The organism is Hydrogenophaga sp. LT287, from assembly GCF_055702805.1.
The window spans coordinates 35,800-60,010 of record NZ_JBVPZC010000012.1 but is presented as its reverse complement, the minus strand read 5'-3'; the positions used below and the strand labels follow the sequence as shown (position 1 = coordinate 60,010).

Here is a 24,211-nt window from a genome sequence, read left to right as displayed (position 1 = left end):
GCAGACCCCGGGATGAATACTTATGTACCCTACAACATACACTGGTTTTGACCATGTCTGAACCGACCTCCGGCAGCCATCAGCCGACAAGCCCGATACAAAAAGCCGTGCGAGGCGCCTGCCCGCACGACTGCCCAGACACCTGCGCGCTCATCACCACCGTTGAGAATGGTGTGGCCGTGCGCGTGCAGGGCAACCCGGCCCACCGCCACACCGACGGCGCACTGTGCACCAAGGTATCGCGCTACACCGAGCGCAGCTACCACCCGGAGCGCCTGCTGCAGCCGCTCAAGCGGATGGGGCCCAAAGGCAGCGGACGCTTTGAACCGGTGGACTGGGACACCGCGCTGGACGACATCGCCGAGCGGCTCAAGGCCATTGCGGCGCGCGACCCGCAGGCCATTCAGCCCTACAGCTACGCCGGCACCATGGGCCTGGTGCAGGGCGAGGGCATGGCGGCGCGCTTTTTCAACCGGCTGGGAGCTGCGCACCTGGAACGCACCATCTGCGCATCGGCGGGCGCCGAGGGCTTGATGAACACACTCGGTGGCAAGGTCGGCATGAAGGTCGAGCACTTTGCCGAATCCCGGCTGATTCTCATCTGGGGCAGCAACTCGATTGCCAGCAACCTGCATTTCTGGCGCCTGGCGCAGCAAGCCAAGCGCGACGGTGCGCGGCTGGTGTGCATCGACCCCCGGCGCAGCGAAACCGCCGAAAAATGCCACGAACACATTGCGCTGCGCCCGGGCACCGACGCAGCGCTGGCACTGGCCCTGATGCACGAGCTGATCCAGCACGATTGGCTGGACCACGACTACATCGCCCAACACACCGAAGGCTGGGAAGGCCTGCGCGAGCGCGCCTTGCAATGGCCGCCCGAGCGCGCAGCCGCCGTGTGCGGCGTGCCTGTGCAGCAAATCACCGACCTGGCGCGCGCCTACGGCACCACAAAACCTGCAGCCATCCGGCTCAACTACGGCATGCAGCGCGTGCGCGGCGGCGGCAACGCGGTGCGCGCCGTGGCCTGCCTGCCGGCACTGGTTGGCGCCTGGCGGCACCGAGCGGGTGGTTTGCTGATGTCGGCATCGGGGCATTTTTCGGTGCAACGTGCGGCGCTGCACCGGCCCGATTTGCTGGGCCAGCGCACACCGCGCACCATCAACATGGCCACCATTGGCAACGACCTGTTGCGCGAAGCGTCGCCCGAATTCGGCCCGCGCATCGAAGCGCTCATCGTTTACAACAGCAACCCGGTGGCGGTGGCGCCCGAGTCGGGCAAGGTGGTGCAGGGCTTTGCGCGCGACGACCTGTTCACCGTGGTGCTGGAGCATTTCCAGACCGACACGGCCGACTACGCCGACTACATTTTGCCGGCCACCACCCAGCTGGAGCACTGGGACATACACACCAGCTACGGCCACACCGACGTGCTGCTGAACCGCCCTGCCATTGCCCCGCTGGGCCAGGCGCGCACCAACACCGACATCTTCCGTGCGCTGGCCACGCGCCTGGGTTTTGACGACCCATGCTTTGCCGACGACGACCTGCAACTGTGCCGCACCGCCTTTGGCGACACGGTCAGCTTTGAGACGCTGCTGGAACAGGGCTACGCCACCCTGCCCCTGCCCGAGGCGCCGTTTGCCCACGGGGGCTTCCCCACCCCGTCAGGCCGCTGCACCTTTTTCAGCCCCCGGCTGGCCGCGCAGGGCCAAGAGGGTCTGCCCGACCACCTGCCCAACTTCGAGGTCGCAGGCAGCAGCCCGCATTTCCCGCTGGCCATGATCTCGCCGCCAGCGCGCAACTTTCTGAACTCGACCTTCGTCAACGTGAAAAGCTTGCGCGACATGGAAGGCGAACCGCTGCTGGAGATGCACGCCGACGACGCCCTGGCGCGCGGCATCCAGACCGGGCACATGGTGCGCGTGTTCAACGACCGCGGTGAATACCGCTGCAAGGTCAAGGTGAGCGCGCGCGCGCGGCCGGGCGTGGTCAACGGGTTGGGTGTGTGGTGGCGCAAGCTGGGGCCGTTTGGCACCAACGTGAACGAACTCACCAGCCAGAAGCTGACCGACATGGGCAATGGCCCGGTGTTTTACGACTGCCTGGTTGAAGTGGCCGGGCTGCCCGAGAGCACCTGATGCGCTGGCGCGCCACGCTGACCGCCCTGGCGCTGGCGCTGGCCCTGTCGGGCTGCGCCAGCCGCGACCTGGGGGTTGGCTACTACTGGCAGTCGGTAACCGGGCACCTGCGCCTGATGCACGCAGCCAGGCCGGTGCAAGACTGGCTGGACGACCACCAGACACCCGCCAACCTGAAACAGCGCCTGCTGCTGGCCCAGCGCATCCGAGCCTTTGCGGTGACTGAACTGGGCCTGCCCGACAACGCCAGCTACCACCGCTACGCCGACCTGCAGCGCCGCGCGGCGGTGTACAACGTGGTGGCGGCGCCCGCCCTTTCGCTGACGCTGCACACCTGGTGCTTTCCGGTGGCGGGCTGTGTGGGCTACAAGGGTTATTTCAGCGAGGCCGATGCGCAGGCCTTTGCCCGCAGCCTGCCCGACACGCTGGAAGTGACGGTGTACCCGGTGCCGGCGTACTCCACCCTGGGCTGGATGAACTGGGCCGGCGGTGACCCGCTGCTCAACACCTTCATGGGCTACCCCGAAGGCGAGCTGGCGCGCCTGCTGTTTCACGAACTCGCTCACCAGGTGGTGTACGCCAAAGACGACACCATGTTCAACGAATCGTTTGCCACCGCCGTAGAGCGCCTGGGCGGCGCTCGCTGGCTGGCGCAAGAGGCCAGCGAAAGTGCGCGGGAAACCTACCGGGTGTTTGACGAGCGGCGACAGCAGTTTCGAGCCCTCACGCGCGGGGTGCGCGGGGAACTGCAGGCCATTTACAGCAACAGCCGCTGGGACGACGAACACAAGTTGCGCCTCAAGGCCGAGGTCATGACCACGTTTCGGCGCGATTACGAAACGCTCAAAACCCGCTGGGCTGGCTTCGCCGGGTACGACGCCTGGGTGGCGCGGGCCAACAACGCCAGCTTTGGCGCCCAGGCGGCCTACGACGAACTGGTGCCGGCGTTCATGGCGCTGTTTGAACGCGAGGGCCGGGACTTCAACCGGTTCTATGATGCGGTACGCGCCTTGGCGGCGCAGCCCAAAGCGGCGCGGCATGCGGCCTTGGGGCGGTTAAGCCCCGTCACCATCACGCAGTCTGCGCGCCCCTGAACCTCAGCCCCACGGAACACGACATGGCAGACATTCACATTAGACGCGACCACCACCTTGGCCTGAGCGGCGCGCGCAAGGTGGCCTGGAAATGGGCCGAGCAGGCCGAGGCCGACTTCGACATGAGTTGCACCTACGCCGAGGGTGACGATGTGGACGAGGTGCAGTTTGCCCGCAGCGGTGTGAACGGCACGCTGCGGGTGTCAGCCGACCACTTTGAACTGGACGCCAAGCTGGGCTTTCTGCTGGGCGCGTTCAAAGAGCATATTGAAGGCGAAATTGTGAAAAATCTCGACCAGCTGCTGGCGGCCAAAAAGCCCGCTGCGCGCAAAAAAAATAGCCCCTCAACGGGGCTGGTGAACGCAGAGGCTAGCGCTTGGCCGCTCAGCTCAACGATTCGATCAGGTCCACGTATTGCTGCATGGCTGTCTCGTTGGCGGTGCCTTTCAGGCCGTTCCAGGCGTCCCATTTTGCGCGGCCCACCATGTCGCTGAAGCCAGGTTTCTTCTCGGCGTTGTCGCCTGCGGTGGCTTGCTTGTAGAGCGCGTAAAGCTTCAGCAGCGTGGCGTTGTCCGGGCGCTCGGTCAGGTTTTTGGAGTTGGCGACGGCGGCATCGAAACGGGTTTGAAGGTCGGACATGCAGTTTCTCCAGATAGGTAAGGGGTTCGGCGGACGGATGGACGAAAAACGTTCACCGTATCAGGGCCAGCCCGGTATCTTACGGGCAGCCTTGGCGGCAAAATAGACGCAAACACCCACAACACGCCGCGCCCGGCTCACCACCCGGTGACGCTGCACAGGGCCGGAAGCAGGAGACGACATGGTTCAGCGCGTTGCCCCAGCAACCCAAGCCCAGGCCCCATCCGTTCGCCGGACCACACCGAGCGCCCAACCCGGCGGGCCTGCGCCGCGCAGTGCCGTGAAAGCACTGGCCTCCACCCTGGGGCTGGAAGGTGAGCGCATGAGCAAGGTGGACACCGCCTGGCTGCGCATGGACTCACCGTCCAACCTGATGATGATTGTGGGCGTGTGGATCCTGCGGCCCGGCATCAGCCTCGCGACGCTGAGCGAGCGGGTGCAAGAGCGCATGCTGCCTTACCGGCGCTTTGTACAAGCGGCCCGCCAGGACGCCGCTGGCGCACATTGGCTGGACGACCCCGACTTTCAACTCAGCCGCCATGTGGTGCGCCACACGCTGACCCGCCAAAGCGGTCAGACCGAGCAAGATGCCCTGCAAGCGCGCGTGGCCGAACTCGCCATGCAGCCACTGGACCACAACCACCCGCTGTGGCGGTTTGAGCTGGTCGAGCAATACGGTGGCGGCTCGGCTTTGATCGCGCGTATCCACCACTGCATTGCTGATGGCATTGCGCTCATCAGCGTCATGATGAGCTTGGTGGACGGCGGCGCCCTGCCCCCACAACGCAAGAAAACCCAGCCCAGCCGCTCGGGGCTGGACGGCGCCGAAGAGTGGGTGGCCGACACCCTGATTCGCCCGCTGGGCGACCTGACCGCCCGCGCGCTGGAAGTGGCCGGGGGTGGCGCGGCCAAATCGCTTTCGCTGCTGGCCGCACCGCAGCAAGGCCTGAGCGACACGCTGGACCAGGCCATGAACCTGGCCCGCATGGGCGGGCAGCTGGCCAGTGATCTGGCTGCGCTGGCGCTGATGCCCGACGACTCGCCAACCCGGCTGAAGGGCCAGCCCGGCCAGCACAAGCGGGTGGCCTGGTGCGAGCCGATACCGCTGGACGAGGTGAAAGCCATCGGCAAGGCGCTGAACTGCTCGGTCAACGACGTGCTGCTGAGCTGTGTGGCCGGCGCGATTGGCAATTACCTGCGGGCCATGGGCGACAACCCCGCCGGGCAAGAAATTCGCGCCATGGTGCCGATCAACCTGCGCCCCATGGAAGAAGCCTGGAAGCTGGGCAACCGCTTCGGGCTGGTCCCGCTGGTGCTGCCCATTGGCACCGACAACCCGGTCGAGCGCGTATTTGCGGTGCGCTCGCGCATGAACAGCCTCAAGGGCAGCCTGCAACCCCTGCTCACTTTTGGTTTGCTGTCGGTGGCGGGACTGCTGGTGAAGCCCGCGCAAGACGCGCTGCTGAGCCTGTTTGGCCGCAAAACCACGGCCGTGATGACCAACGTGCCCGGCCCGGTGGGCAAGATGAAACTGTGCGGTTCCACGCTGGAACAAACCATGTTTTGGGTGCCGCAAACGGGCACCGTGGGTCTGGGGGTGTCGATCCTGAGCTACGGCGGCGGCGTGCAATTTGGCGTGATGGCAGACAGCCATCTGTGCCCCGAGCCCCAACGCATCATTGACCAGTTTCACCCGGAATTTGCCCGGCTGCTCACCCTGACGCTGATGCTGCCCTGGGGTGAGGCGGGCGACCCAGGCTGACGCGGGTCAGACGGCCAGCAAGCGCCGGTCAGCGATTTCCAGCAGGCCGTCAAAAATCAGGCTGTCCACCAGCTCCACCTGGGTGGACATGCTGGGCGCCATCTTCCAGCCGGCGCCACCAGTCATGTACACCACCGGGTCGGCGCCGCAATGCTGCCGCAGGTTTTCCACCATGCGCTGCACCGCGCCGGCAATGGCAAAGGTGCCCCCGCTGGTGAGCGCGTCGCTGGTGTTGGTGGGAAAGTCGCGCACCTCACCGGTGGGCACGTGCAGCCCGGCCGTGCCCGACTCCAGCGCCCGCAGCATGATGCCGTGGCCCGGCAAAATGATGCCGCCCAGAAAGCAGCCTTCGGCGTCAATGGCCTCCACAGTCACCGCCGTGCCCACCATCACGACCACACACGGCCGCGAAGGCCCTTGGGCCAACACGCGCTGGCGCGCACCGATCATGGCCACCCAGCGGTCCGAACCCAGCCGTGCCGGGTGGTCGTAACCATTGACCAGCCCCGCTTCGGCACTGCTGGACACCACCCACTGTGGCGCAACGTCCCAGAGCTCCAGTTGCTCCTGCACACGGCGCTTGACGGCATCCCCCGCCACCACGCAACCGACAACCCAGCGGGGCGCGGGCAGGTCGCACCAGTCGCCTTCGGCCAGCTTTTCAATGTTTTCCAGAAACTGCGCCCCGTGCGCCAGCAACCGTGCGCCAGCGCAAGGTGCGTCATACAGAGCCCATTTCAGGCGGGTGTTGCCAACGTCGAGGGCCAGAAAAGTCATGCGCGCATTATCACCATGCGCGGCGGACGTTCTTGCGGCAGTGCAGCATAGGCACCGCACGCCTCTTTCAGATCAGCCCGATCCAGCAAGCACGCTGCACGGCAGCGAGCTTGTTGTCGGTCTGGAGTTTGGCCATGGCGTTGGCCAGGTGGTAATTCACCGTGCGCTCCGAGCAGTCCATGCGCAGGGCGGTTTCGCGGGCGGTCAATCCTTCAAACGCCAGGTTGAGGCTTTCCTGCTCGCGCGGGCTCAGGCTCACGCGCTGCTCGGCAATGGCCCGGCGCAGCATGGGCCAAATGTTGAACGCCGACCAGGCCAGCGTGGCGGCCTCGGCACGGCCGGCAAACATGCGCGGGCTGAACAAGAAACATTCAAAAGCGCGCCCCGCCGGCAAGGTAAACGCGACCCGCACCAGCGTTTGGTAACCATGGGCCAGCCAAAGCCGGCGCCAGCGGCTGGCCGGGTCCATGGCCGATTTGGATATGTCTTGCCACGCCACCAAGGGGGCATCGCTGTCGCGCCAGCTGGCGCCAAAATCGCGGCTCTCGGCCAGCGCCTGCGCCGGCCCCAGCAAACGCGGCGGATGCACGGCCAGCACCTCGCGGTCGTCCACACTGCCCAGCGGGTTGGGCCCCAGCACCAGAACCGACTCCACCCCCTGGTCGCTGAGGGCGGTCACCCAGTCGGCCAGCACAGCATCGACCCCCACACTGTCAAAATTGACAGGCAACGTCATGGCCGTTGCACGCAATTGAACAGACAATGCCCTGCTGCTCGCCGTGCACAGCACGAGCGGGAGTCGTTGGATGATTGAAAGGAAAACATAGTGCCTTTGGACCGGTTGTGGTTCCACAGCGCCAAAGCGCGCCTTGGTCGGTGGCTGCTGGACGAAGTCGTTCACGCACCGCTGGAGCCTATTTTGCATCCATCGCGGGAGCGGCTTCAGTGGCTAGGTGCATTCACGTTTTTTGGCCATCTGGCATTTGCTTGGATTTGGGGTGTCTTAATTCCCCAGCCTTATGAAAACATTGCCGTGCGGTGTGCCATCGCCAGTCTTGGTTTGCCATTGCTCCTCAATTCCGTCAATCGGGACTTGACATCGAGACTCACCATTGGTGTGTTTGTTGCTTCGAGCTGGATTCAACTTCCCTTGTTTTTTTCCTGGATGTACTGGATGAACAATGGCAACGCCGTCTGGTTTGCAAGCATGGCAAGCATGCTGGTTATTTACTACCACCTCACCGACTGGCGACTGGCATCCCTAGGCGCGGCGACAGGCATTGCCCTCAGTTACTGGCTGACCAATCTGGCCTTGGCGGAGGCCCAACAAAATGCAATGGCTTGGGACCACTTGGTCGTGCTCATATTCGCCTGGATTTCTGCCATATTGCTTGGAGCATCCAGTGCCAACCTGCGCCGAACACGCCTGATCAACACCCTGAGCACCATGGGCGTGATGGCACACGAACTGCGCACGCCCCTGGCCACAGTGAACCTCATGGGCGACGTGCTGCGCACGCTGGCCAAGCACGACATGCCAGAGGCGAAACGCAAGAAAATTGACGAGCTGTCCACCCGACTGCAAAACCTGGTGCGCAGCATGAACCGGCAGATCGACACCCAGATTTCCAACGCCCAGCTGCTGCGCCTGCCGCGCGAACAAGAACCCATCATGGCGGCCGAACTGGTGCAAGAGGTGATCAACGGCTACCCCTACCGATCCACCCGCGAACGCGACTGTGTGCGGGTTCACATTCAGCAAGACTTCTGTTTTGTGGGTTCCCGCCCGTTGTTTGCCCAGGTGCTGACCAACCTGCTGAAAAACGCCTTGCATGCATTGGCCTCCGCCAGCAACGCGCCCAACCCCGGCGATCTTCGGCTGGATGTGGGCCTGCACCACGGCAAAGGTCGCATCGCGGTGTCGGACGACGGCGTGGGCATTGCACACGAGCAACAACACCGCATCTTCGAACCCTTTTTTTCCACCCAAAGCGGCGCCGGCAGCGGCCTGGGGCTCACATTCTGCAAAAACGCGGTCGAGGCGGCCCAGGGCACGATCAGCGTGCATTCCGAACCGGGCTTGGGCGCCGTGTTCATGATCGACCTGCCGCTGAAATGCTGAGCGCATTTTTACCCTTCACGCTCTGACAACCCACGCACCCAACGTATTTCCCGATGGCACTGACGATTTCTCTTTTTCAACGCCCTGGCAGCATTTTGTTTCTGGACGACGACCCGGACTACCTGGACATGCTGGGCATGGTGGTGCCGCCGAATTGGCAGGTCGAGTTGTTTTCACGCCCCTCGGGCTTTGCCGAGCGCATGCGCCAAGAGCCAGCCCGCTGGGAAGCCGACGCTGCTGCGCAGCTGCACATGCTGGATCGCTGGCGCCAGGGCCAGCCGCTGATGCCACAAATACTGGACTACTGGGCCAACACGCCCTCGCGCTACCAGCTGGCCAAGGCCTGTGTGATCGACTACGCCATGCCCGGCACCAACGGCTTGCACGTGCTGGAGACCTTGCTGGACTGGCCTGGCTCAAGGGTGTTGCTGACGGGCCAGGCCGACGAACAAGTGGCGGTCAAAGCGTTCAACAGCGGCCTGATTGACCAGTTTGTACCCAAGCAAGACCCCGACATCACCCGCCACCTGCTCGGCGTGCTGCACAAGTTGTCGGTAGCCGCACACCCGCGGCTCAACACGCTGTGGCGTGCCGCTCTCCGACCAGCCCAGCAGTCCTTGTTGCAGGTGCCTTCGGTGGCGCAGGCGCTGCAGGCCTACACCGCACAACACTGGGTTGAATACGTGGTGCTCGGAGACCCGTTTGGCTTGCTGGGGCTCACCGCCAACGGCGAATGCCATTGGCTGCAACTGGAGCCCACCCCCGGCCTGAGCGACCTCGCGGAACTCGCAGGCTCGGCCGGGCTGGGTTTTGACCTGGTGCGGTCCATCGAAAACGGCCAGCAACTGGCCGCCATCGAACTGCACCAGCAACTGGGACTGATGGGACCGGTGCGCACCGCACCGACCATGCCGATGGGGAGCGACGGCGCCTTGTACGCCGCCAGCTTCGTGCTGGACGCGGCAGATCTGCCACAGCCCATTTACCCCTACAGCCATTTTCTGGCTGCCCAGGACACCCGCATCATCCAGGACAGTTGAGCCCTGCGGCCCGAGCGCGCCGCGCAATCGGCCAGTCCCAGGGTTTCACCAGCGGCGCGATCTCACGCGCCACCGAGGTGACGTGATCCAGCTCGGCGTCGGTCAGGGCTGCGTGCAAGGTCAGGCGGACCATGGTGCGGTTCCGGCTCGTTGCCGGTGCACAAAACACCGCACCAAAAACATTTCGCTCCTCCAGCAAGTCGCGCAACACCATCGTGGCTGGCTCGGTGCCCGCTTCCAGTGCAATGATCTGCTCCGAGCCCTGGTGAATGGGATAGCCCAAGTTGACCAGGGCTTCACGAAGCGTGCGCGTATGGGCGTGTAAGTGCTGCCTCTCGGCATCGCTTCTCCGAATGACATTCAGCGTGGCGTCCAATGCCGCGATCTCGTGGGGCAGCAGGCAGGAACTGAACATATTGGGGTAGCTCGTGCTCAGGACATAGTTGCGCATGGCAGCAGGCACCGTGAGGAATCCGGCCCGCCCTGCGAAGGCCTTCGCCAGGCTCGCGGTGATGAAGTGAACACGGTCACTTAACCCCAGCGCGGCACAGAGGCCTGCGCCCTCTGGTCCATGCGTACCCAGAGAATGGGACTCATCCACAAGAATCATGCAATTTCTGCTTTCCGCCACAGCTACAACGTCTGCCAGTGGGCACACTGCGCCGGTGGTGCTGTAAACCGAGTCGACGACCACCAAGCCTGGTCCGTGACGTTCTATGAGGCGATCCAGATGCTGCGGATCGTTGTGGCGAAAGGGGTGCGCGCAAGCGCCCGCGCGGCGTGCGCCCTCCCACAGTGAGGTGTGCGCCAGGCTGTCCATGTAAATGGTGGTTTTTTCGTCGGCGATGGACTGCAAGAGACCCAGATTGGCCGCGTACCCAGACTGACACACAAGACCATCCTCCTTGCCGAGGAAGCGCGCCAATTTGAGTTCAAGTCTTCTCGCCGGGTGCGCGTCCAGCAAAAACACACCCGACTGGATCACAAATTCGGCGTCGGCCTTGATCGCCTGGGTTTGTGCCCGAACCACCTCAGGGTGCCCCGTCAAGCTTAAGTAGTCGTTTCCATTCAGACGAACAGCTTCACGTCCCGCCTCTCGACCGTGAAGAAGTGAGCGACCGCTCCACAAGGTATCCCATCGGGTCGTGAATTCGCGCTGAATGCGTTCCTGCAAATGCGCCGACAGCGCTGGGTTGATGGGCGTTTTTTCGCGGGTCAGTTCAAGCTGGTCCATGGAGTTCTCCTTAAGGAAAAGAAAACCCCATTGAAAAAAGAAATGCGTGAAAAAATGCACAAGCCCTGTCAACCTTGACAGGGCTTGTTACGCTTTCTTCTCAAGTTTGGTGCTGTTCTGCCGACAAGCGGCGCCAAAAAGCAACAGACGGCGACGCCGACTCAGTTCTGGCGCCAGGGCAAGCCCTGGTGGCGCCATCCACCCTTGTGACCACGCTGGGCGCTGGCGTCGGGGTCGCCCTCGAAACCTTCCAGAATGTTGTAAGCCTCCAGGCCCAACTCGGTTGCCCGCTTGGCTGCGGCAATGGAACGCACGCCACTGCGGCACAGCAGCACCAGCTTTTTCCCGCCAGCGCCGGCTTGGCGCACCGCATCATCAAATTGCGGGTTCATGACCATGCCAGGCCACTGCTTCCAGGCCGCAGGCACCGCGCCGGGCACAAACCCGACCCATTCGCGCTCGGCATCGGTGCGCACGTCCACCAGCGCGGCCTCGCCCGACTGCACCCATTGCCACGCCAGCTGGGGCGAGACATCGCCGGCATACGAACCCGCGTGGGCGCCGGACGCCGGGCGCGGTTGCATCAGCAAGGCACCGTCGGCGTCGTGCCGGATACCGGATGTGAGGTTGGCCGGCACCGCTTCGTCAATGCGGCGGGGCTTGGGCAAGCCCAGCGCATCCATGATGGCCACAAACTCGGCCTCGGTTTTGCCGGCTACGCGGGCGTTGCTGGTCTTTTCCTGGCCGATGGTGGAGTGCGTGCGCCCCTGGTAGTCGTGCCCCGGCCAGACCGTGGTGGCGTCGGGCAGGGCAAACAGCACCGCCGTGAGGCTGTGGTAGAGGTCGTGGGCGCTGCCCGACTGGAAATCGGTGCGGCCGCACCCGTTGATCAGCAAGGTGTCGCCGGTGAACACATGGCCCCCGTCGGGCGTTTGCCAGACAAAGCTCATGCTGCCCGCGGTGTGGCCGGGCGTGTGCAGCGCCAGCAGGGTCTGGGTGCCAAAGCTCAGCGTGTCGCCGTGTTGCAACTGCACGCCCGCGGTGCCAATACCGCACCCCACGGGGGCTGCCGTTTTGGCCCCAGCGAGCTCAGCGAGCTTGCCCGCGCTGGTGATGTGGTCGGCGTGGGCGTGGGTTTCCACCGCCCACACCAGCTTGAGCCCGTATTCGCGCAGGGTGGCCAGGTCGCGCTCAAGCTGCTCGTCCACCGGGTCGATGATGAGCGCGTCGCGTGTGGCCTGGTCAAACAGCACATAGGTGTAGGTGCTGGATGCGGGGTCGAAAAGCTGAATGGGGTTCATGGCGGCTCCGTGAAAGTCTCGGTAAAAGCTCGGTGAAGGCTCAGGAAAAACGGGCGAGCATGTCGGCCACATCATCGGGCGGCACGTCGCCTTGCGCAATGACACAGCCCACCATGGTGAAAAAGGTTTTGTCCAGCGCTTTGCGGGCCGCGGCCAACTGCTGCGCCACTTTCTCGCAGTCGGCGTCGGTTTCAATGAGCTTCTGAATACCGCGCAACTGACCCTCAACCCGCTTGAGGCGCAGCACCAGGGCACGTTTGCGTTCGGGATCGTGTACGGTGGTCATGGTGGTTCCTGGTTGCGGGGTTTTGCACGTTCTGGCCGGTTTTGGCTGGCACAGTTTTTTGCCTCAAACATACCCCGTCAAGTATTTTAATGCGGTGGTTTTTCCGAACGCGATGGTGCACAGTGGGCACGTCGTGGCACGCGCGCATTGCCCCTTTTTTCGCCAAACCGGGTTACCATTAACGTTTACGTAAACGTCAACGAAAAACACCCCTATCGGGGGCTTTAGCCTTCGGCCTCCTCCCCACACACCCGCAGCGCCACGCATGTCCAACACCAGCGAAGCCAACCGCCCCGCCCTGCCATTTCCTGTGGCGGCCATCCGGGCAACCCAAGGCAGCCTGTGGCACAGCTGGCAAGTGGCACCCCAGGCTGAGAAGAATGGCAATGGCAGCAAGGGCACGCCCCTCAAGTCGTTTGACCCCGCCACCAAGCCGTTTTCCAGCGGCAACAAAGCGGCCGACCAGGGCGCCGTGCAAACCATCGCTGAGCAGCTGGACCGGCTGCAAAACCTCTTTTATGCCGACGGGCGCCACAAGCTGCTGCTGGTGCTGCAAGGCACCGACACGTCGGGCAAAGATGGCACCGTGCGCGGCGTGTTCTCGCGCTGCAGCCCGCTGGGCGTGCACACCGTGGGCTGGAAAGCGCCCACCGAAACCGAGCGCGCCCACGACTACCTGTGGCGCGTGCACCAAAAGGTGCCGGGCGCGGGCGAAATCATGGTGTTCAACCGCAGCCACTACGAAGACGTGCTGGTGCCCGTGGTCAATGGCTGGATCACCCCGGAACAAACCCGCCAGCGCCTGGCCCACATCAACGACTTCGAGCGCATGCTGGCCGAGACCGGCACCGTGATCCTCAAATGCATGCTGCACATCAGCAAAGACGAGCAGCGCCAGCGCCTGCAAGACCGCATTGACGACCCGGACAAACACTGGAAGTTCAGCCGAGGTGACCTGGATGACCGCAAGCAATGGGACGATTACCAGCGCGCCTACGAGGTGTTGCTCAACGAAACCAGCACGCCCTGGGCGCCCTGGACGGTGGTACCCGCCGACTCCAAAGTCCACCGCAACCTGATGATTGCCACCCTGGTGCGCGACACCCTGAAAGCGCTGAACCTGCGCTACCCGCCCGAAGACCTCACCCTCACCGGCCTGCGCGTGCCTTGACGCATCCCGCAGCCCCACCGTATTCCCACCCAAAAAAAGAGAGAGACACCATGAGCAACCTGTCTGCCGAATACCAGGCCCTGGCCAACTACCGCCCCACCAACAAGGTGCGCTTCGTCACCGCCGCCAGCCTGTTCGACGGCCACGACGCGGCCATCAACATCATGCGGCGCATTCTGCAAGGCATGGGCGCCGAGGTGATCCACCTGGGCCACAACCGCTCGGTGGACGAGGTGGTGACCGCGGCGCTGCAGGAAGACGCCCAGGGCATCGCCATCAGCTCGTACCAAGGCGGCCATGTGGAATATTTCAAGTACATGGTGGACCTGCTCAAGAGCCGGGGTGGGGAGCACATTCAGGTGTTTGGCGGCGGTGGCGGCGTGATCGTGCCCGACGAAATCCGCGAACTGCAGGCCTACGGCGTGGCCCGCATTTACAGCCCCGAAGACGGCCAGAAAATGGGGCTGGCCGGCATGATCGGTGAAATGGTGATGCGCTGCGACAAAGACATCAGCGCTTTCGCCCCCACCGAAACCAGCGCCATTGAAGGCCAGACCGAAATGCACTGGCGCGCCCTGGCGCAGCTGGTCACCGCGCTGGAAAACGACAAAGCCGACGCGGCCCTGGTGCAGCGCATCCGCACCGAAGCGGCCAGCAAAAAAGTGCCTGTGCTGGGCATCACCGGCACCGGCGGTGCAGGCAAGTCCAGCCTGACCGACGAACTCATTCGCCGCCTGCGGCTGGACCAGGACGACGCGCTGCGCGTGGCCGTCATTTCCATCGACCCCAGCCGCCGCAAAAGCGGTGGCGCGCTGCTGGGCGACCGCATCCGCATGAATGCCATCGCACCCTGGCAAAAAGGCCAGCGCGTGTTCATGCGCAGCCTGGCCACGCGCGACTTTGGCAGCGAGATCAGCGCCGCCCTGCCCGACGTGATTGCCGCCTGCAAGGTGTCGGGCTTTGACGTGATCGTGGTGGAAACATCGGGCATTGGCCAGGGCGACGCAGCCATCGTGCCGCACGTGGACGTGCCCATGTACGTGATGACGCCGGAATTTGGCGCGGCCAGCCAGCTGGAAAAGATCGACATGCTCGACTTCGCCGAGTTCGTGGCCATCAACAAGTTTGACCGCAAGGGCGCCAGCGACGCGCTGCGCGATGTGGCCAAGCAGGTGCAGCGCAACAAGGAAGCCTGGACCACGCCCACCGAGCAAATGCCGGTGTTTGGCACCATGGCTGCACGCTTCAACGACGACGGCGTGACCGCGTTGTACCAGGCGCTCAAAACCCGCCTGGGTGAGCTGGGCCTGCCGCTGACCGAGGGCCGCCTGCCGCGCGTGGCCGTGCGCCACAGCACCAACCAGACCCCCATCGTGCCGGGCGCGCGCACGCGCTACCTGGCCGAAATTTCAGACACCGTGCGCGGCTACAAAAAGCGCGCCCGCGAACAGGCCCGCCTGGCCCGCGAAATTCAGCAGCTCAACGCCAGCGCGCAGATGCTGCGGGTCGAAAAGCCCACCCGCGCCAAAGCCGCTGAAGCGGTGATTGACCTGGCCCAGCAGCGCGAGCTGGACCAGGACCCGGCCGCCCGCAAGCTGCTCACACAGTGGCCCGACATGCAAAAAGCCTACGCAGGCGACGAGTACGTGGTGAAGATCCGCGACAAGGAAATCCGCACCGCGCTCACCACAAAATCGCTCAGCGGCACCACCATCCGCAAGGTGGCGCTGCCCACCTTTGAGGACCACGGCGAGATTTTGAAGTGGCTGATGCTGGACAACGTGCCCGGCAGCTTCCCCTATACCGCCGGCACCTTCGCTTTCAAGCGTGAGGGCGAAGACCCGACCCGCATGTTTGCCGGTGAAGGCGACCCGTTTCGCACCAACCGCCGCTTCAAGCTGCTGAGCGCAGGCACACCGGCCAAGCGCCTGTCCACCGCGTTTGACTCGGTCACGCTGTACGGCAACGACCCGGACCCGCGCCCGGACATTTACGGCAAAGTGGGCAACTCGGGCGTGAGCATTGCCACGCTGGACGACATGAAGGTGCTTTACGGCGGCTTTGACCTGTGCCACCCGGCCACGTCCGTGTCAATGACCATCAACGGCCCGGCGCCCAGCATTTTGGCGATGTTCATGAACACCGCCATTGACCAGAACCTGGAAAAGTTCAAGGCCGACAACGGCCGCGACCCGACCGACACCGAGGCGCAAAAGATCCGCGAATGGGTGCTGGCCAATGTGCGCGGCACGGTGCAGGCCGACATCTTGAAAGAAGACCAGGGCCAGAACACCTGCATCTTCAGCACCGAGTTTTCGCTCAAGGTGATGGGCGACATTGCCGAGTATTTCGTGCACCACGATGTGCGCAATTTTTACTCGGTATCCATCAGCGGTTACCACATTGCCGAAGCCGGCGCTAACCCCATCAGCCAGCTGGCGTTCACGCTGTCCAACGGCTTCACGTTTGTGGAGGCGTACCTGGCGCGCGGCATGCACATCGACGACTTCGCGCCCAACCTGTCGTTCTTCTTCAGCAACGGCATGGACCCGGAATACACCGTGCTGGGCCGCGTGGCGCGGCGCATCTGGGCGGTGGCCATGCGCGACCGGTATGGTGCCAACGAGCGCAGCCAGAAACTGAAATACCACGTGCAAACCAGCGGGCGCAGCCTGCACGCGCAAGAGATTCAGTTCAACGACATCCGCACCACGCTGCAGGCGCTGATTGCCATTTACGACAACTGCAACAGCCTGCACACCAACGCGTTTGACGAAGCCATCACCACGCCCACCGAAGAGTCGGTGCGCCGCGCCATGGCGATCCAGCTCATCATCAACCGCGAGTGGGGCCTGGCCAAAAACGAAAACCCCAACCAGGGCGCGTTCATCATTGACGACCTGACCGAGCTGGTGGAAGAGGCGGTGCTGGCCGAGTTTGAGAAGATTGCCGAGCGCGGCGGCGTGCTGGGCGCCATGGAAACTGGCTACCAGCGCGGCAAGATCCAGGACGAGTCGATGCACTACGAGATGCTCAAGCACACGGGCGAATACCCGATCGTGGGCGTGAACACCTTCCGCAACCCGCACGGCGACGCGGTGATGGACAAGCTGGAATTGGCCCGTTCGACCGAAGAAGAAAAGCAGTCGCAACTCCAGCGCCTGGCCGACTTCCACACCCGCCACGCAGCCCAGGCGCCGGCCATGCTGCAGCGCCTGCAGCAGGCGGTGATCGAAAACAAAAACGTGTTCGAGGTGCTGATGGAAGCGGTGCGTGTGTGCTCGCTGGGCCAGATCACCAGCGCGTTGTTTGAGGTGGGCGGACAGTACCGGCGCAACATGTGAGGCACTGCCGCGGACGGATGGCGTACACAGCCCACCAGCGCGCGCCGTTTCCGCGCAACGCTGCAGGGCTCCAGGCTGCTGTGCGCTGCTAGACTGAGCGCACAGAGGCAACGCTTTGACCAACGCGCTGCCCCATGAAAGCATGCCGCCGCACGACCACCACACCCAGGCACCCGCTGTCAAAAGCCCGTCGCCCGCCACCGCGAAAAACACCATCGCCGAACCTGGGCGCATGGGACTGCGCGTGCTGTCGGTGGTGGCCATTGGTTTGCTGGTGCTGCTGTCTTTCGGGCTGCTCGCGCTGGAGCGCCATGACGTGCTTGAAAAAGCCAAGGCGCAGGCCCAGCGCGAAGTCAAGCGCCTCGCGGCCGAACTGAACCAGTCGCTGCGTCTGGCGCAGGCGAGCATCCAAGTGGCCAGCGCATCGCCTGCACTGGCCACGGCCGACCTGATGGGTGATCACCACCCGCTGGTCCAGGCCTTGAGCCTGCCCTTTGAATTGGAACGGAAAGGACCTGCCACACCCGGCTCAACCCCGTTACCCGCAAGCCAATGGGTTCCAGGCCTGCCGCAACAGGCAGCGGGCGGTTGGTACCTGCCGCTAGCCTGGCGCCAGCCACCAGCTGACGGCGGGCAGGTTTACGAACTGCAGCTTTCGCGCGACGCCATCCTGAAGCGCTTTGCCTCAGAAGGCCTGCCGGCCGGCGGCAGCATGAGCCTGTTTCGGCTGGAAGACGACGGCGCCACCACCATCCTGGTGCGCCACCCCATGGTTACTGGCGAGCAAGGTCTTACCGTGCGTGGACACGTGACCGAAGCGGTGCGGCGCGGCCCCGCCGGCGTGTTCCAGGCCACCGCCCTTGTTGACGGTGTTCACCGCATCGTCGGCTACCAGCAGCTCGGCGACGGCGCGCAGCGTCTGGTGGTGGTGTATGCCCTGTCGGTGCAAAGCGTGTTAGCCGGATGGACGGCCACCCTGCCCTGGGCCCTAGCGCTGACCCTGCTCGTGGCCGCAGCCATGGCTTATGGCGCGTGGCGGCTGGACCGCTCGCTGGGTGCCTTGCAGCGCAACGAGCTGCGTTTTCGGCTGGCCGCCGCGCAAGGCCAGGTGTGGGAATGGGACTTCGGGCGCGGCGGCCTACAGCCCACCGATGAGTTTTTTACAGCGCTGGGCCATCCGCCCCCGCCCCGGGACCGCTTCGTCGAGGGCTTCTCCGACCTGGTTCATCCCGACGACAGACCCCGCATCCGCACGGCGCTGCAGCGGTACATGAAAGGCGAGGCCGACTACCGGCTGGATTTCCGCACCCGCGACGCCCAAGGCCACTACCGGTGGTTTGAAACCAGTGGCAGCGGGCTGCGCAACGCGCACGGCAAGGTGACCTACATGGCCGGAACGGTGTTCGACATCACCGACCGAAAAGCGCTGGAAGAAGCACAGCGCGAGACGCTCAACCGACTGGCGACGGTCGCCAACGCCTCCTCGGCCCTGTTCTGGACCAGCGACACCGACAAACGCTGCGACTGGGTCAACCAGCATTGGCTAAACCTGTTAGACAGCACCCTGGCAGATGAACTGGGTGACGGCTGGGTGAGGAACATTCACCCGGACGATCGGGCGTCTTGCATGCGCACCTACGAGCTTGCGTTTGATGCGCGCCAGCCTTACACCACCGAGTACCGGGAACGCCGACCCAACGGCGAGTACCGCAGGCTGCTGGAACAAGGCAAGCCCCGCTACGACGCCGACCAACGCTTCATCGGCTACATCGGCTCCTGCCTGGACGTGACCGATTTGCGACAGGCCGAGGAAACCGCCCGCGAACGCGGCGCCACGCTGGAACAGGTTTTTGACGTGCTGCAAGACATGCTGTTCGTCGTCGACGCGCAGGGGCGCTTCATCTTCTTCCAGGCCGGCAAAGAAGACCGCCTCTACCGCCGCCCCGAGGATTTTCTGGGCCGCACCATTGTCGAGGTGATGCCCCCTGAGCTGGCAACCCGATTCAGCGCCGCCATGCAGCGGGCCCGGCACAACGGGCTGCAAGAAATGGACTACACGCTCACGCTGCCCGGTGGCGAGCACCATTTCAATGCCCGCCTGGCCTGGCTGCCCGAGGCCGAGCACTGCATGTTTGTGGTGCGCGACACCACCGCACAACAGGTGACAACCCATGAACGCGAACGCCTGAGCGCCTTCATCCTGATCCTGGTGCGCCTGGCCAGCCGCTTCATCAACCTGCCCATGCACCAGATGGACGAAGCCATCGACCAGGCATTGCATGACATGGGCACCTTCGTCTCGGCGGACCGGGCTTATTTGTTTGACTACGACTTTGTGGCCCGCACCAGTTCGAATTCGCACGAATGGTGCGCCGAGGGCATTGCGCCCGAGAAGCCCAACCTGCAAAACCTGCCCCTGGACTGGGACCCAGACTGGGTGGCCACGCACCAGCGCGGCGAGATGATCCATGTGCCCGATGTGGCCGCCATGCCCGAGAGCCCGCTCAAGGCGGTGCTGCAACCCCAGGGCATCCAGAGCCTGATGACGCTGCCCCTGATGAGCGGCGACACCTGCCTGGGCTATGTGGGCCTGGATTCGGTGCGCCAGCTCCACCAGTACGACGAGGAAGAGATCACGCTGCTCCGGCTGTTTGCCCAGATGCTGGTCAACCTCAAGCTGCGGGCGGGCGCCGAAACCAAAATCCACGAGCTCACCGAGCAACTGGAACACAAAGTGGAAGAGCGCACCGCTCAGTTGGAGGCCAGCGTGAAACGCCTGCAGTCGGTCAACCGCGAGCTGGAAACCTTCACCTACTCGGCGTCACACGACCTGCGCACGCCCCTGCGTGGCATTGAAGGCTTCAGCGCCCTGCTGCTCGAAGAGCACGGCGACAAGCTCGACGAACAGGGCCGCGAATACCTCCAGCGCATCCAGCTCGCCACCCTGCACATGTCGCAGCTCATCAGCGATTTGCTGGCCTACGCCCACCTGGAACAGATGACCGAGTGGATCGAGTCGGTGGACCTGGGCAAACTGGTGATGGAGGTAAGCAAACCCTTCAGCCACACCCTGGAAGCTCGCCAGGGTCAGCTGCTGCTGGGGGTGCCCCCTGGCCTGCAGGTCATGGCCGACCCCAAGGGACTGTCCATGGCGCTACGCAACCTGATGGACAACGCGATCAAGTTCACGCCCGCTGCGCGGGCACCCGAGATCCGCATTGAAGCCATCGAACAGCCAAGCACCGTGCTGTTGCGGGTGAGAGACCGGGGGCTGGGTTTTGACATGAAGCACCACGACCGCATCTTCGGCATGTTTCAGCGCCTGCACCGCCAAGACCAGATTCCCGGCACCGGCATTGGGCTGGCCATGGTGCACAAGGCGGTGGAGCGCATGGGCGGGCGCATCTGGGCCGACAGCGTGCCCGGCGAAGGCACCACCTTCCACATCGAACTGCCGCGCGGCTGAGGCCGCGGTGGCGGCCCACCGCAGGCCGCCACGCGCCGCTTCAATCCGCCGGCGACAACGGCAGGTTGAGCAACAGGTTTTGCGGTTTCAGCTTCAGCAGACCATCGGCCGTCATGGCCAAACCCAGGTACACCGGCTTGCCCTGCACGTCAGCGCGCATGTGCTGCGGGTCGTCAAAACGCAAACGAAACAGGCTGATCAGCCGCTGCTGGCGCTCGGGCGCCACGGTGTGGCCCGCGTACAGGTCGTTGAGCAATTGGGTGGCTTCTGCGTCCAGGCCCAGGTGCCAGCGCCAGGCAGGGTCTTCAATGCGCGACTCGGCTTGGATCTGCACGCCCACACCCAGAAAATGGCCCACCCATTTTTCCAGCACCTGCGCCAGAGCCTTCAAGCCCGACTGGGCCCGGTTCATGGTCAGCGTCAGCCCGTGCGGCAGCTCGCGCTGAATCTCATGCGTGAGATCCAGCAAGAAGTTGAACCGTCCAGCGCCCGCCAGGCTGTTCATGTAGCGCCCGGCGCTGTCTTCGCCCAGCACTTCCATTTGCACCGTGGGCAGCGACGCACCGCTTTGCATCAGCAACCGGCCCACCGAGCCCAGCCCAGCGGTCTCGTGGGTCATGTCCAGCACCTCGCTGTCACCGCTGAGCACGCGGCCGTCTTGCACGCTCACGCGCTGGCGGCGAAACAGCATCTCGGCAGCGCGCCACTGCCAGGCGTCGGGCTCGTCCTGCAACAGGTTGCACACAATGGCCTGAACCATCAGGTCCAGAAACAGAGGCGGGACCGAAATGGCGCCGGCCTTGAAGAACCCCGCGTAAGCCGCCTCCAGCGAGCCAGCGGCCACCACAGCGTCGCGAAAGGCCAGAAACAGGCGGTGGTTGGCGCGGGCGTCGTCGTCGTCAAAGGCCTCCAGCTCAGCGGCGGGCACCGACCGCGTGGGCGATGCGGTGAGCGCGGCGTGCAAGGCCTGCTCGGCCGGGCACGACTCGTCCACCAAAGCCAGCTCGGGTCGGGCGAGCCACAGCCGCCAGTAGGCGTCGGTCGGGCTGAGCCAGCCGCGGGGCGTGCGTTCCAGCAGCGCAAAGCCACAGGTTGACCAAACGGGAAGTGCTGACGGATACAGGGCCATGGGAGGGTGCAGGCTGCGGTTGAAAAACGTGAGCGATTGTGCGTTACCCGTGCAGCGGGCGTGCGGCGTGTGAAAGTCACCGCGCGCGCCGGGGGGTTGGGTTGGCCGGGTGCATCACGCATCACAATAGCGCGATGCAACACCCCATCAGTCTCATTGGCGTCCCCACCGACATTGGCGCGGGCGCACGCGGCGCGTCCATGGGCCCCGAAGCGCTGCGCGTGGCGGGCATCCAGGCGGTGCTGGAAAGCCACGGCCTGCAGGTCACCGACTGCGGCAACCTCAGCGGCCCAGCCAATCCCTGGCAGCCCCCCACCGAAGGTTACCGCCACTTGGCCGAGGTAGCGGCCTGGAACCAGACCCTGCACGATGCGGTGCACGCCGAACTGGCACGGGGCCGCATGCCCATCGTGCTCGGCGGCGACCACTGCCTGGGCCTGGGGTCCATCAGCGCGGTGGCGCGGCACTGCCGCGAAACCGGCAAAACCCTGCGCGTGCTCTGGCTCGACGCCCACGCCGACTTCAACACCGCCGCCCTCACGCCCAGTGGCAACATCCACGGCATGCCGGTGGCGCTGCTGTGCGGCCAGGGCCCGGCGCTGCTCACCGGCATTGGCGGCCACACGCCAGCCATTGAAGCCAGCGTGGTGCGCCAGATCGGCATACGCAGCGTGGACGCCGGTGAAAAACGCCTAGTGCACGAGGCCGGGCTGGAGGTGTTTGACATGCGCTACATCGACGAAATGGGCATGCGCCACACGATGGAACAAGCGCTGATGGGGATGGACGACAACACCCATCTGCATGTGAGTTTTGACGTCGACTTTCTCGACCCCGAGATCGCCCCCGGCGTGGGCACCACCGTGCCCGGCGGACCTACCTACCGCGAGGCGCAGCTGTGCATGGAAATGATCGCCGACACCGGGCGCATGGCCAGCATGGACGTGATGGAACTCAACCCGGCGCTGGATGTGCGCAACCGCACCGCCGAGCTGGCGGTGGACCTGATCGAAAGCCTGTTTGGCAAGTCGACGCTGATGCGCAAGAAGTAGGCAACCGCCCGCCACGCCTTCAGGCAGCCAGGCCCATCAGGTAGTCGGGTGCAGCGGCGATCTGGATGCTGCCCAGGGCGTAGCTGTGGCGGGCGTTGCGCACCACCTGCACGGCTTGCACGGGCGCCTGCTCTTGCGCAAAGCGCAGCAAAGCACGATGTGGTTTTTCGTCCGACAGCTTGCATTCCACCAACTGCGTGAGCTGGTCTTTTTCGCTCAACGCAAAGTCCACCTCGGCACCGTCCTTGGTGCGTATGTAGTGCAGGCCCGCCTCTTTGCCCTGTACGTCGTGCTGCCACTGCACCTGCTTGAGCAAGGCCGTGGCCACCAGATTTTCAAAGCGCAGGCCTTCATCGCCCTCAACCAGACCGGTGTCATAAAAATAGACCTTGGGTGACTGCAGCACAGCGCGGGCGATGTTGTCGTGGTAGGGCCGCACCACAAACACGATGAAGAGCGCCTCCAGAATGTCGAGGTATTTTTTGAGCGTGGCGGGTGACACCGCCAAGTCGCGCGCAATACTGGCTAGCGACAAGGGCGAACCCACGCGTGAGCGCAGCAGCTGGGCAAACAGGCGAATGGCGCCGACCTCTTGAATGCGCGAGAACTCCAGCACGTCGTTGCGCACCAGCCCATCGAAGTATTGCCGGCGCCAGCGCTCGGCCTGCTCGTTGTCGGGCGCCAGGCACGGCTCGGGAAAACCGCCGCGCTCCAGCAAGTGGGTCAGGGCCGCATCGGGCTGGGCGCCGGTTTGCTCGCACCATTCGCGTACCGACAAAGGGTGCAGCCGCAGACCGAAAAAACGCCCCGCCAGCGATTCACCGCTCTGGCGAAACGTGTCCAAACGGGCACTGCCCGTCACCAGCAACTGTTGGCTGGCGGGCTTGCCGTCGTAAACCCCTTTGAGCCAGCTTTTCCAGCCCGGCATCTTGTGCACCTCGTCCAGCACCAGCAGCGGCGCCTGCGGGCTCCAGCGCTGGTGCAAGATCATGGCCCGGTCGGCTGGTACGTCGTAATTCAGGTACTGGCCGCCCTGCTGCGCCACCAAATGGCGGCTGAGCGTGGTTTTTCCCACCTGCCGGGGACCCGTCAGGAACACCATTTTGCGGGCCAAGTCGGCCTGCACGCGGTCATCAAGGTAACGCTTCATGACGGAATTTTCCGTCTAAAGTGAAGAGAATTGACATTTAGTCGCGACTTTTTTGCAATTCAATGCAAAAAAGTCGCGAATAGAAGGGCCTAGTGTCCGCTCTTACCCACCAATTCCAGGTGCTCCACCACCGGCGGATGCGCAAAGAACGGGCCGACGATGGCACGCCATTCGGCAAACGCCGGCGACTGGCGAAAGCCCACGGTGTGGTCTTCCAGCGTGTCCCAGTAAATCATCAGGATGTAGCGCCCCGGGCTCTCGATGCTGCGATTGACTTTGTAGCCGCTGAAGCCTTTGGCATGGGCAATCACCGTGCTGGCACCGCGCAAGATGGCTTCTTCAAATTCGGCTGAGCGGACGGGATCGATGCGGATGTCGGCGTGTTCGAGAATCATGTTGTGCTCCCCCCGCGCTGCTTCGCGTCACCCCCCAGGGGCGATGCCTGTGGCCTGGCAGAGCCAGTTCCACGGCATCCTTGGTTCAGGCACGCGCGTCGGGGAGAAATG

The 24,211-nt window shown here is 64.1% G+C and carries 19 protein-coding genes and 1 pseudogene; 10 read left to right on the top strand and 10 right to left on the bottom strand.

Features of this window, described 5'->3' with window-relative positions:
- The first annotated feature begins 53 nt into the window (after positions 1 to 53).
- Genes AC0GNR_RS11125 through AC0GNR_RS11115 form a run of 3 tightly spaced genes read left to right on the top strand, consistent with a single transcriptional unit; the run spans position 54 to position 3,726 of the window.
- Positions 54 to 2,138: a molybdopterin-containing oxidoreductase family protein gene (locus tag AC0GNR_RS11125; RefSeq protein ID WP_472901022.1), complete on the top strand. Its 2,085-nt coding sequence runs from the start codon at positions 54 to 56 to the stop codon at positions 2,136 to 2,138.
- The gene (locus AC0GNR_RS11120) at positions 2,138 to 3,232 is read left to right on the top strand and encodes an aminopeptidase (protein ID WP_472901021.1); all 1,095 of its coding nucleotides are present in this window, start codon (positions 2,138 to 2,140) and stop codon (positions 3,230 to 3,232) included. Before AC0GNR_RS11125 ends, AC0GNR_RS11120 begins: the two co-directional genes overlap by 1 nt.
- 23 nt (positions 3,233 to 3,255) lie before the next feature.
- Positions 3,256 to 3,726: a polyhydroxyalkanoic acid system family protein gene (locus AC0GNR_RS11115; RefSeq protein WP_472901020.1), complete on the top strand. Its 471-nt coding sequence runs from the start codon at positions 3,256 to 3,258 to the stop codon at positions 3,724 to 3,726.
- On the opposite strand, the gene AC0GNR_RS11110 is transcribed toward AC0GNR_RS11115, so the two are convergent.
- Positions 3,617 to 3,871 carry an acyl-CoA-binding protein gene (locus AC0GNR_RS11110; RefSeq protein ID WP_472901019.1) on the bottom strand — a complete coding sequence of 85 codons (255 nt, stop codon included), beginning with the start codon at positions 3,869 to 3,871 and terminating at the stop codon, positions 3,617 to 3,619. The genes AC0GNR_RS11115 and AC0GNR_RS11110 overlap by 110 nt on opposite strands.
- A gap of 181 nt (positions 3,872 to 4,052) precedes the next feature.
- Here AC0GNR_RS11110 and AC0GNR_RS11105 point away from each other — a divergent pair, with 181 nt between their 5' ends.
- Positions 4,053 to 5,633, top strand: a complete 1,581-nt coding sequence (locus tag AC0GNR_RS11105) for a wax ester/triacylglycerol synthase family O-acyltransferase (protein ID WP_472901018.1) — start codon at positions 4,053 to 4,055, stop codon at positions 5,631 to 5,633.
- Between the two features lie 6 nt (positions 5,634 to 5,639).
- Here AC0GNR_RS11105 and AC0GNR_RS11100 read toward each other — a convergent pair whose 3' ends face one another.
- Entirely contained in the window at positions 5,640 to 6,410 is a 771-nt protein-coding gene (locus tag AC0GNR_RS11100) for a type III pantothenate kinase (protein WP_472901017.1), read from the bottom strand.
- A 67-nt stretch (positions 6,411 to 6,477) separates the two neighbouring features.
- The gene (locus AC0GNR_RS11095; protein WP_472901016.1) at positions 6,478 to 7,146 is read right to left on the bottom strand and encodes a helix-turn-helix transcriptional regulator; all 669 of its coding nucleotides are present in this window, start codon (positions 7,144 to 7,146) and stop codon (positions 6,478 to 6,480) included.
- Between the two features lie 357 nt (positions 7,147 to 7,503).
- Here AC0GNR_RS11095 and AC0GNR_RS11090 point away from each other — a divergent pair, with 357 nt between their 5' ends.
- Positions 7,504 to 8,532, top strand: coding sequence for a sensor histidine kinase (locus AC0GNR_RS11090; RefSeq protein WP_472901015.1), 1,029 nt, complete (start codon positions 7,504 to 7,506; stop codon positions 8,530 to 8,532).
- 53 nt (positions 8,533 to 8,585) lie between these two features.
- Entirely contained in the window at positions 8,586 to 9,572 is a 987-nt protein-coding gene (locus AC0GNR_RS11085; protein WP_472901014.1) for a response regulator, read from the top strand.
- Here the strand turns inward: AC0GNR_RS11085 and cqsA are convergent.
- The 4 genes and pseudogenes from cqsA to AC0GNR_RS11065 all read right to left on the bottom strand — a co-directional run bounded on the left by cqsA (position 9,556) and on the right by AC0GNR_RS11065 (position 12,393).
- Positions 9,556 to 10,806, bottom strand: a complete 1,251-nt coding sequence (cqsA, locus tag AC0GNR_RS11080; protein WP_472901013.1) for an alpha-hydroxyketone-type quorum-sensing autoinducer synthase — start codon at positions 10,804 to 10,806, stop codon at positions 9,556 to 9,558. The genes AC0GNR_RS11085 and cqsA overlap by 17 nt on opposite strands.
- Before the next feature lie 161 nt (positions 10,807 to 10,967).
- Positions 10,968 to 11,390 (bottom strand): rhodanese-like domain-containing protein, encoded by a 423-nt coding sequence (locus AC0GNR_RS11075; RefSeq protein WP_472901062.1) that lies wholly within the window; start codon positions 11,388 to 11,390, stop codon positions 10,968 to 10,970.
- A gap of 204 nt (positions 11,391 to 11,594) precedes the next feature.
- A pseudogene (locus AC0GNR_RS11070) lies at positions 11,595 to 12,107 on the bottom strand (MBL fold metallo-hydrolase); the annotation flags it as partial.
- 40 nt (positions 12,108 to 12,147) lie between these two features.
- Positions 12,148 to 12,393 carry a metal-sensitive transcriptional regulator gene (locus AC0GNR_RS11065; protein ID WP_304823040.1) on the bottom strand — a complete coding sequence of 82 codons (246 nt, stop codon included), beginning with the start codon at positions 12,391 to 12,393 and terminating at the stop codon, positions 12,148 to 12,150.
- Between the two features lie 265 nt (positions 12,394 to 12,658).
- On the opposite strand from AC0GNR_RS11065, the gene AC0GNR_RS11060 reads away from it, so the two are divergent.
- The 3 genes from AC0GNR_RS11060 to AC0GNR_RS11050 all read left to right on the top strand — a co-directional run bounded on the left by AC0GNR_RS11060 (position 12,659) and on the right by AC0GNR_RS11050 (position 20,374).
- Positions 12,659 to 13,564 (top strand): PPK2 family polyphosphate kinase, encoded by a 906-nt coding sequence (locus AC0GNR_RS11060; protein WP_472901012.1) that lies wholly within the window; start codon positions 12,659 to 12,661, stop codon positions 13,562 to 13,564.
- A 50-nt stretch (positions 13,565 to 13,614) separates the two neighbouring features.
- Positions 13,615 to 16,908, top strand: coding sequence for a fused isobutyryl-CoA mutase/GTPase IcmF (icmF, locus tag AC0GNR_RS11055; RefSeq protein WP_472901011.1), 3,294 nt, complete (start codon positions 13,615 to 13,617; stop codon positions 16,906 to 16,908).
- A 142-nt stretch (positions 16,909 to 17,050) separates the two neighbouring features.
- Positions 17,051 to 20,374 carry a PAS domain-containing protein gene (locus tag AC0GNR_RS11050; RefSeq protein WP_472901010.1) on the top strand — a complete coding sequence of 1,108 codons (3,324 nt, stop codon included), beginning with the start codon at positions 17,051 to 17,053 and terminating at the stop codon, positions 20,372 to 20,374.
- Positions 20,375 to 20,414: 40 nt separating this feature from the next.
- Here the strand turns inward: AC0GNR_RS11050 and AC0GNR_RS11045 are convergent, their stop codons facing one another.
- A complete protein-coding gene (locus AC0GNR_RS11045; RefSeq protein WP_472901009.1) occupies positions 20,415 to 21,503 on the bottom strand; it encodes a DUF6352 family protein in 1,089 nt (362 codons plus the stop codon).
- Between the two features lie 134 nt (positions 21,504 to 21,637).
- Here AC0GNR_RS11045 and rocF point away from each other — a divergent pair, with 134 nt between their 5' ends.
- A complete protein-coding gene (gene rocF, locus AC0GNR_RS11040; RefSeq protein ID WP_472901008.1) occupies positions 21,638 to 22,555 on the top strand; it encodes an arginase in 918 nt (305 codons plus the stop codon).
- Between the two features lie 19 nt (positions 22,556 to 22,574).
- Here rocF and AC0GNR_RS11035 read toward each other — a convergent pair whose 3' ends face one another.
- Together AC0GNR_RS11035 and AC0GNR_RS11030 are read right to left on the bottom strand one after the other, a co-directional pair.
- Positions 22,575 to 23,705 carry an ATP-binding protein gene (locus AC0GNR_RS11035; protein ID WP_472901007.1) on the bottom strand — a complete coding sequence of 377 codons (1,131 nt, stop codon included), beginning with the start codon at positions 23,703 to 23,705 and terminating at the stop codon, positions 22,575 to 22,577.
- 89 nt (positions 23,706 to 23,794) lie between these two features.
- The gene (locus tag AC0GNR_RS11030) at positions 23,795 to 24,100 is read right to left on the bottom strand and encodes an antibiotic biosynthesis monooxygenase family protein (RefSeq protein ID WP_472901006.1); all 306 of its coding nucleotides are present in this window, start codon (positions 24,098 to 24,100) and stop codon (positions 23,795 to 23,797) included.
- Between the last annotated feature and the right edge of the window lie 111 nt (positions 24,101 to 24,211).

What these genes read in the sequence shown, in the direction of transcription:
- AC0GNR_RS11095 (WP_472901016.1), bottom strand. Translation starts at nt 7,146, where the DNA reads ATGACGTTGCCTGTCAATTTTGACAGTGTGGGGGTCGATGCTGTGCTG.
- icmF (WP_472901011.1), top strand. Translation starts at nt 13,615, where the DNA reads ATGAGCAACCTGTCTGCCGAATACCAGGCCCTGGCCAACTACCGCCCC.
- AC0GNR_RS11125 (WP_472901022.1), top strand. Translation starts at nt 54, where the DNA reads ATGTCTGAACCGACCTCCGGCAGCCATCAGCCGACAAGCCCGATACAA.
- AC0GNR_RS11045 (WP_472901009.1), bottom strand. Translation starts at nt 21,503, where the DNA reads ATGGCCCTGTATCCGTCAGCACTTCCCGTTTGGTCAACCTGTGGCTTT.
- AC0GNR_RS11105 (WP_472901018.1), top strand. Translation starts at nt 4,053, where the DNA reads ATGGTTCAGCGCGTTGCCCCAGCAACCCAAGCCCAGGCCCCATCCGTT.
- AC0GNR_RS11035 (WP_472901007.1), bottom strand. Translation starts at nt 23,705, where the DNA reads ATGAAGCGTTACCTTGATGACCGCGTGCAGGCCGACTTGGCCCGCAAA.
- cqsA (WP_472901013.1), bottom strand. Translation starts at nt 10,806, where the DNA reads ATGGACCAGCTTGAACTGACCCGCGAAAAAACGCCCATCAACCCAGCG.
- AC0GNR_RS11075 (WP_472901062.1), bottom strand. Translation starts at nt 11,390, where the DNA reads ATGCAACCGCGCCCGGCGTCCGGCGCCCACGCGGGTTCGTATGCCGGC.
- AC0GNR_RS11110 (WP_472901019.1), bottom strand. Translation starts at nt 3,871, where the DNA reads ATGTCCGACCTTCAAACCCGTTTCGATGCCGCCGTCGCCAACTCCAAA.
- AC0GNR_RS11050 (WP_472901010.1), top strand. Translation starts at nt 17,051, where the DNA reads ATGCCGCCGCACGACCACCACACCCAGGCACCCGCTGTCAAAAGCCCG.
- AC0GNR_RS11100 (WP_472901017.1), bottom strand. Translation starts at nt 6,410, where the DNA reads ATGACTTTTCTGGCCCTCGACGTTGGCAACACCCGCCTGAAATGGGCT.
- AC0GNR_RS11115 (WP_472901020.1), top strand. Translation starts at nt 3,256, where the DNA reads ATGGCAGACATTCACATTAGACGCGACCACCACCTTGGCCTGAGCGGC.
- AC0GNR_RS11085 (WP_472901014.1), top strand. Translation starts at nt 8,586, where the DNA reads ATGGCACTGACGATTTCTCTTTTTCAACGCCCTGGCAGCATTTTGTTT.
- AC0GNR_RS11120 (WP_472901021.1), top strand. Translation starts at nt 2,138, where the DNA reads ATGCGCTGGCGCGCCACGCTGACCGCCCTGGCGCTGGCGCTGGCCCTG.
- AC0GNR_RS11065 (WP_304823040.1), bottom strand. Translation starts at nt 12,393, where the DNA reads ATGACCACCGTACACGATCCCGAACGCAAACGTGCCCTGGTGCTGCGC.
- AC0GNR_RS11030 (WP_472901006.1), bottom strand. Translation starts at nt 24,100, where the DNA reads ATGATTCTCGAACACGCCGACATCCGCATCGATCCCGTCCGCTCAGCC.
- rocF (WP_472901008.1), top strand. Translation starts at nt 21,638, where the DNA reads ATGCAACACCCCATCAGTCTCATTGGCGTCCCCACCGACATTGGCGCG.
- AC0GNR_RS11060 (WP_472901012.1), top strand. Translation starts at nt 12,659, where the DNA reads ATGTCCAACACCAGCGAAGCCAACCGCCCCGCCCTGCCATTTCCTGTG.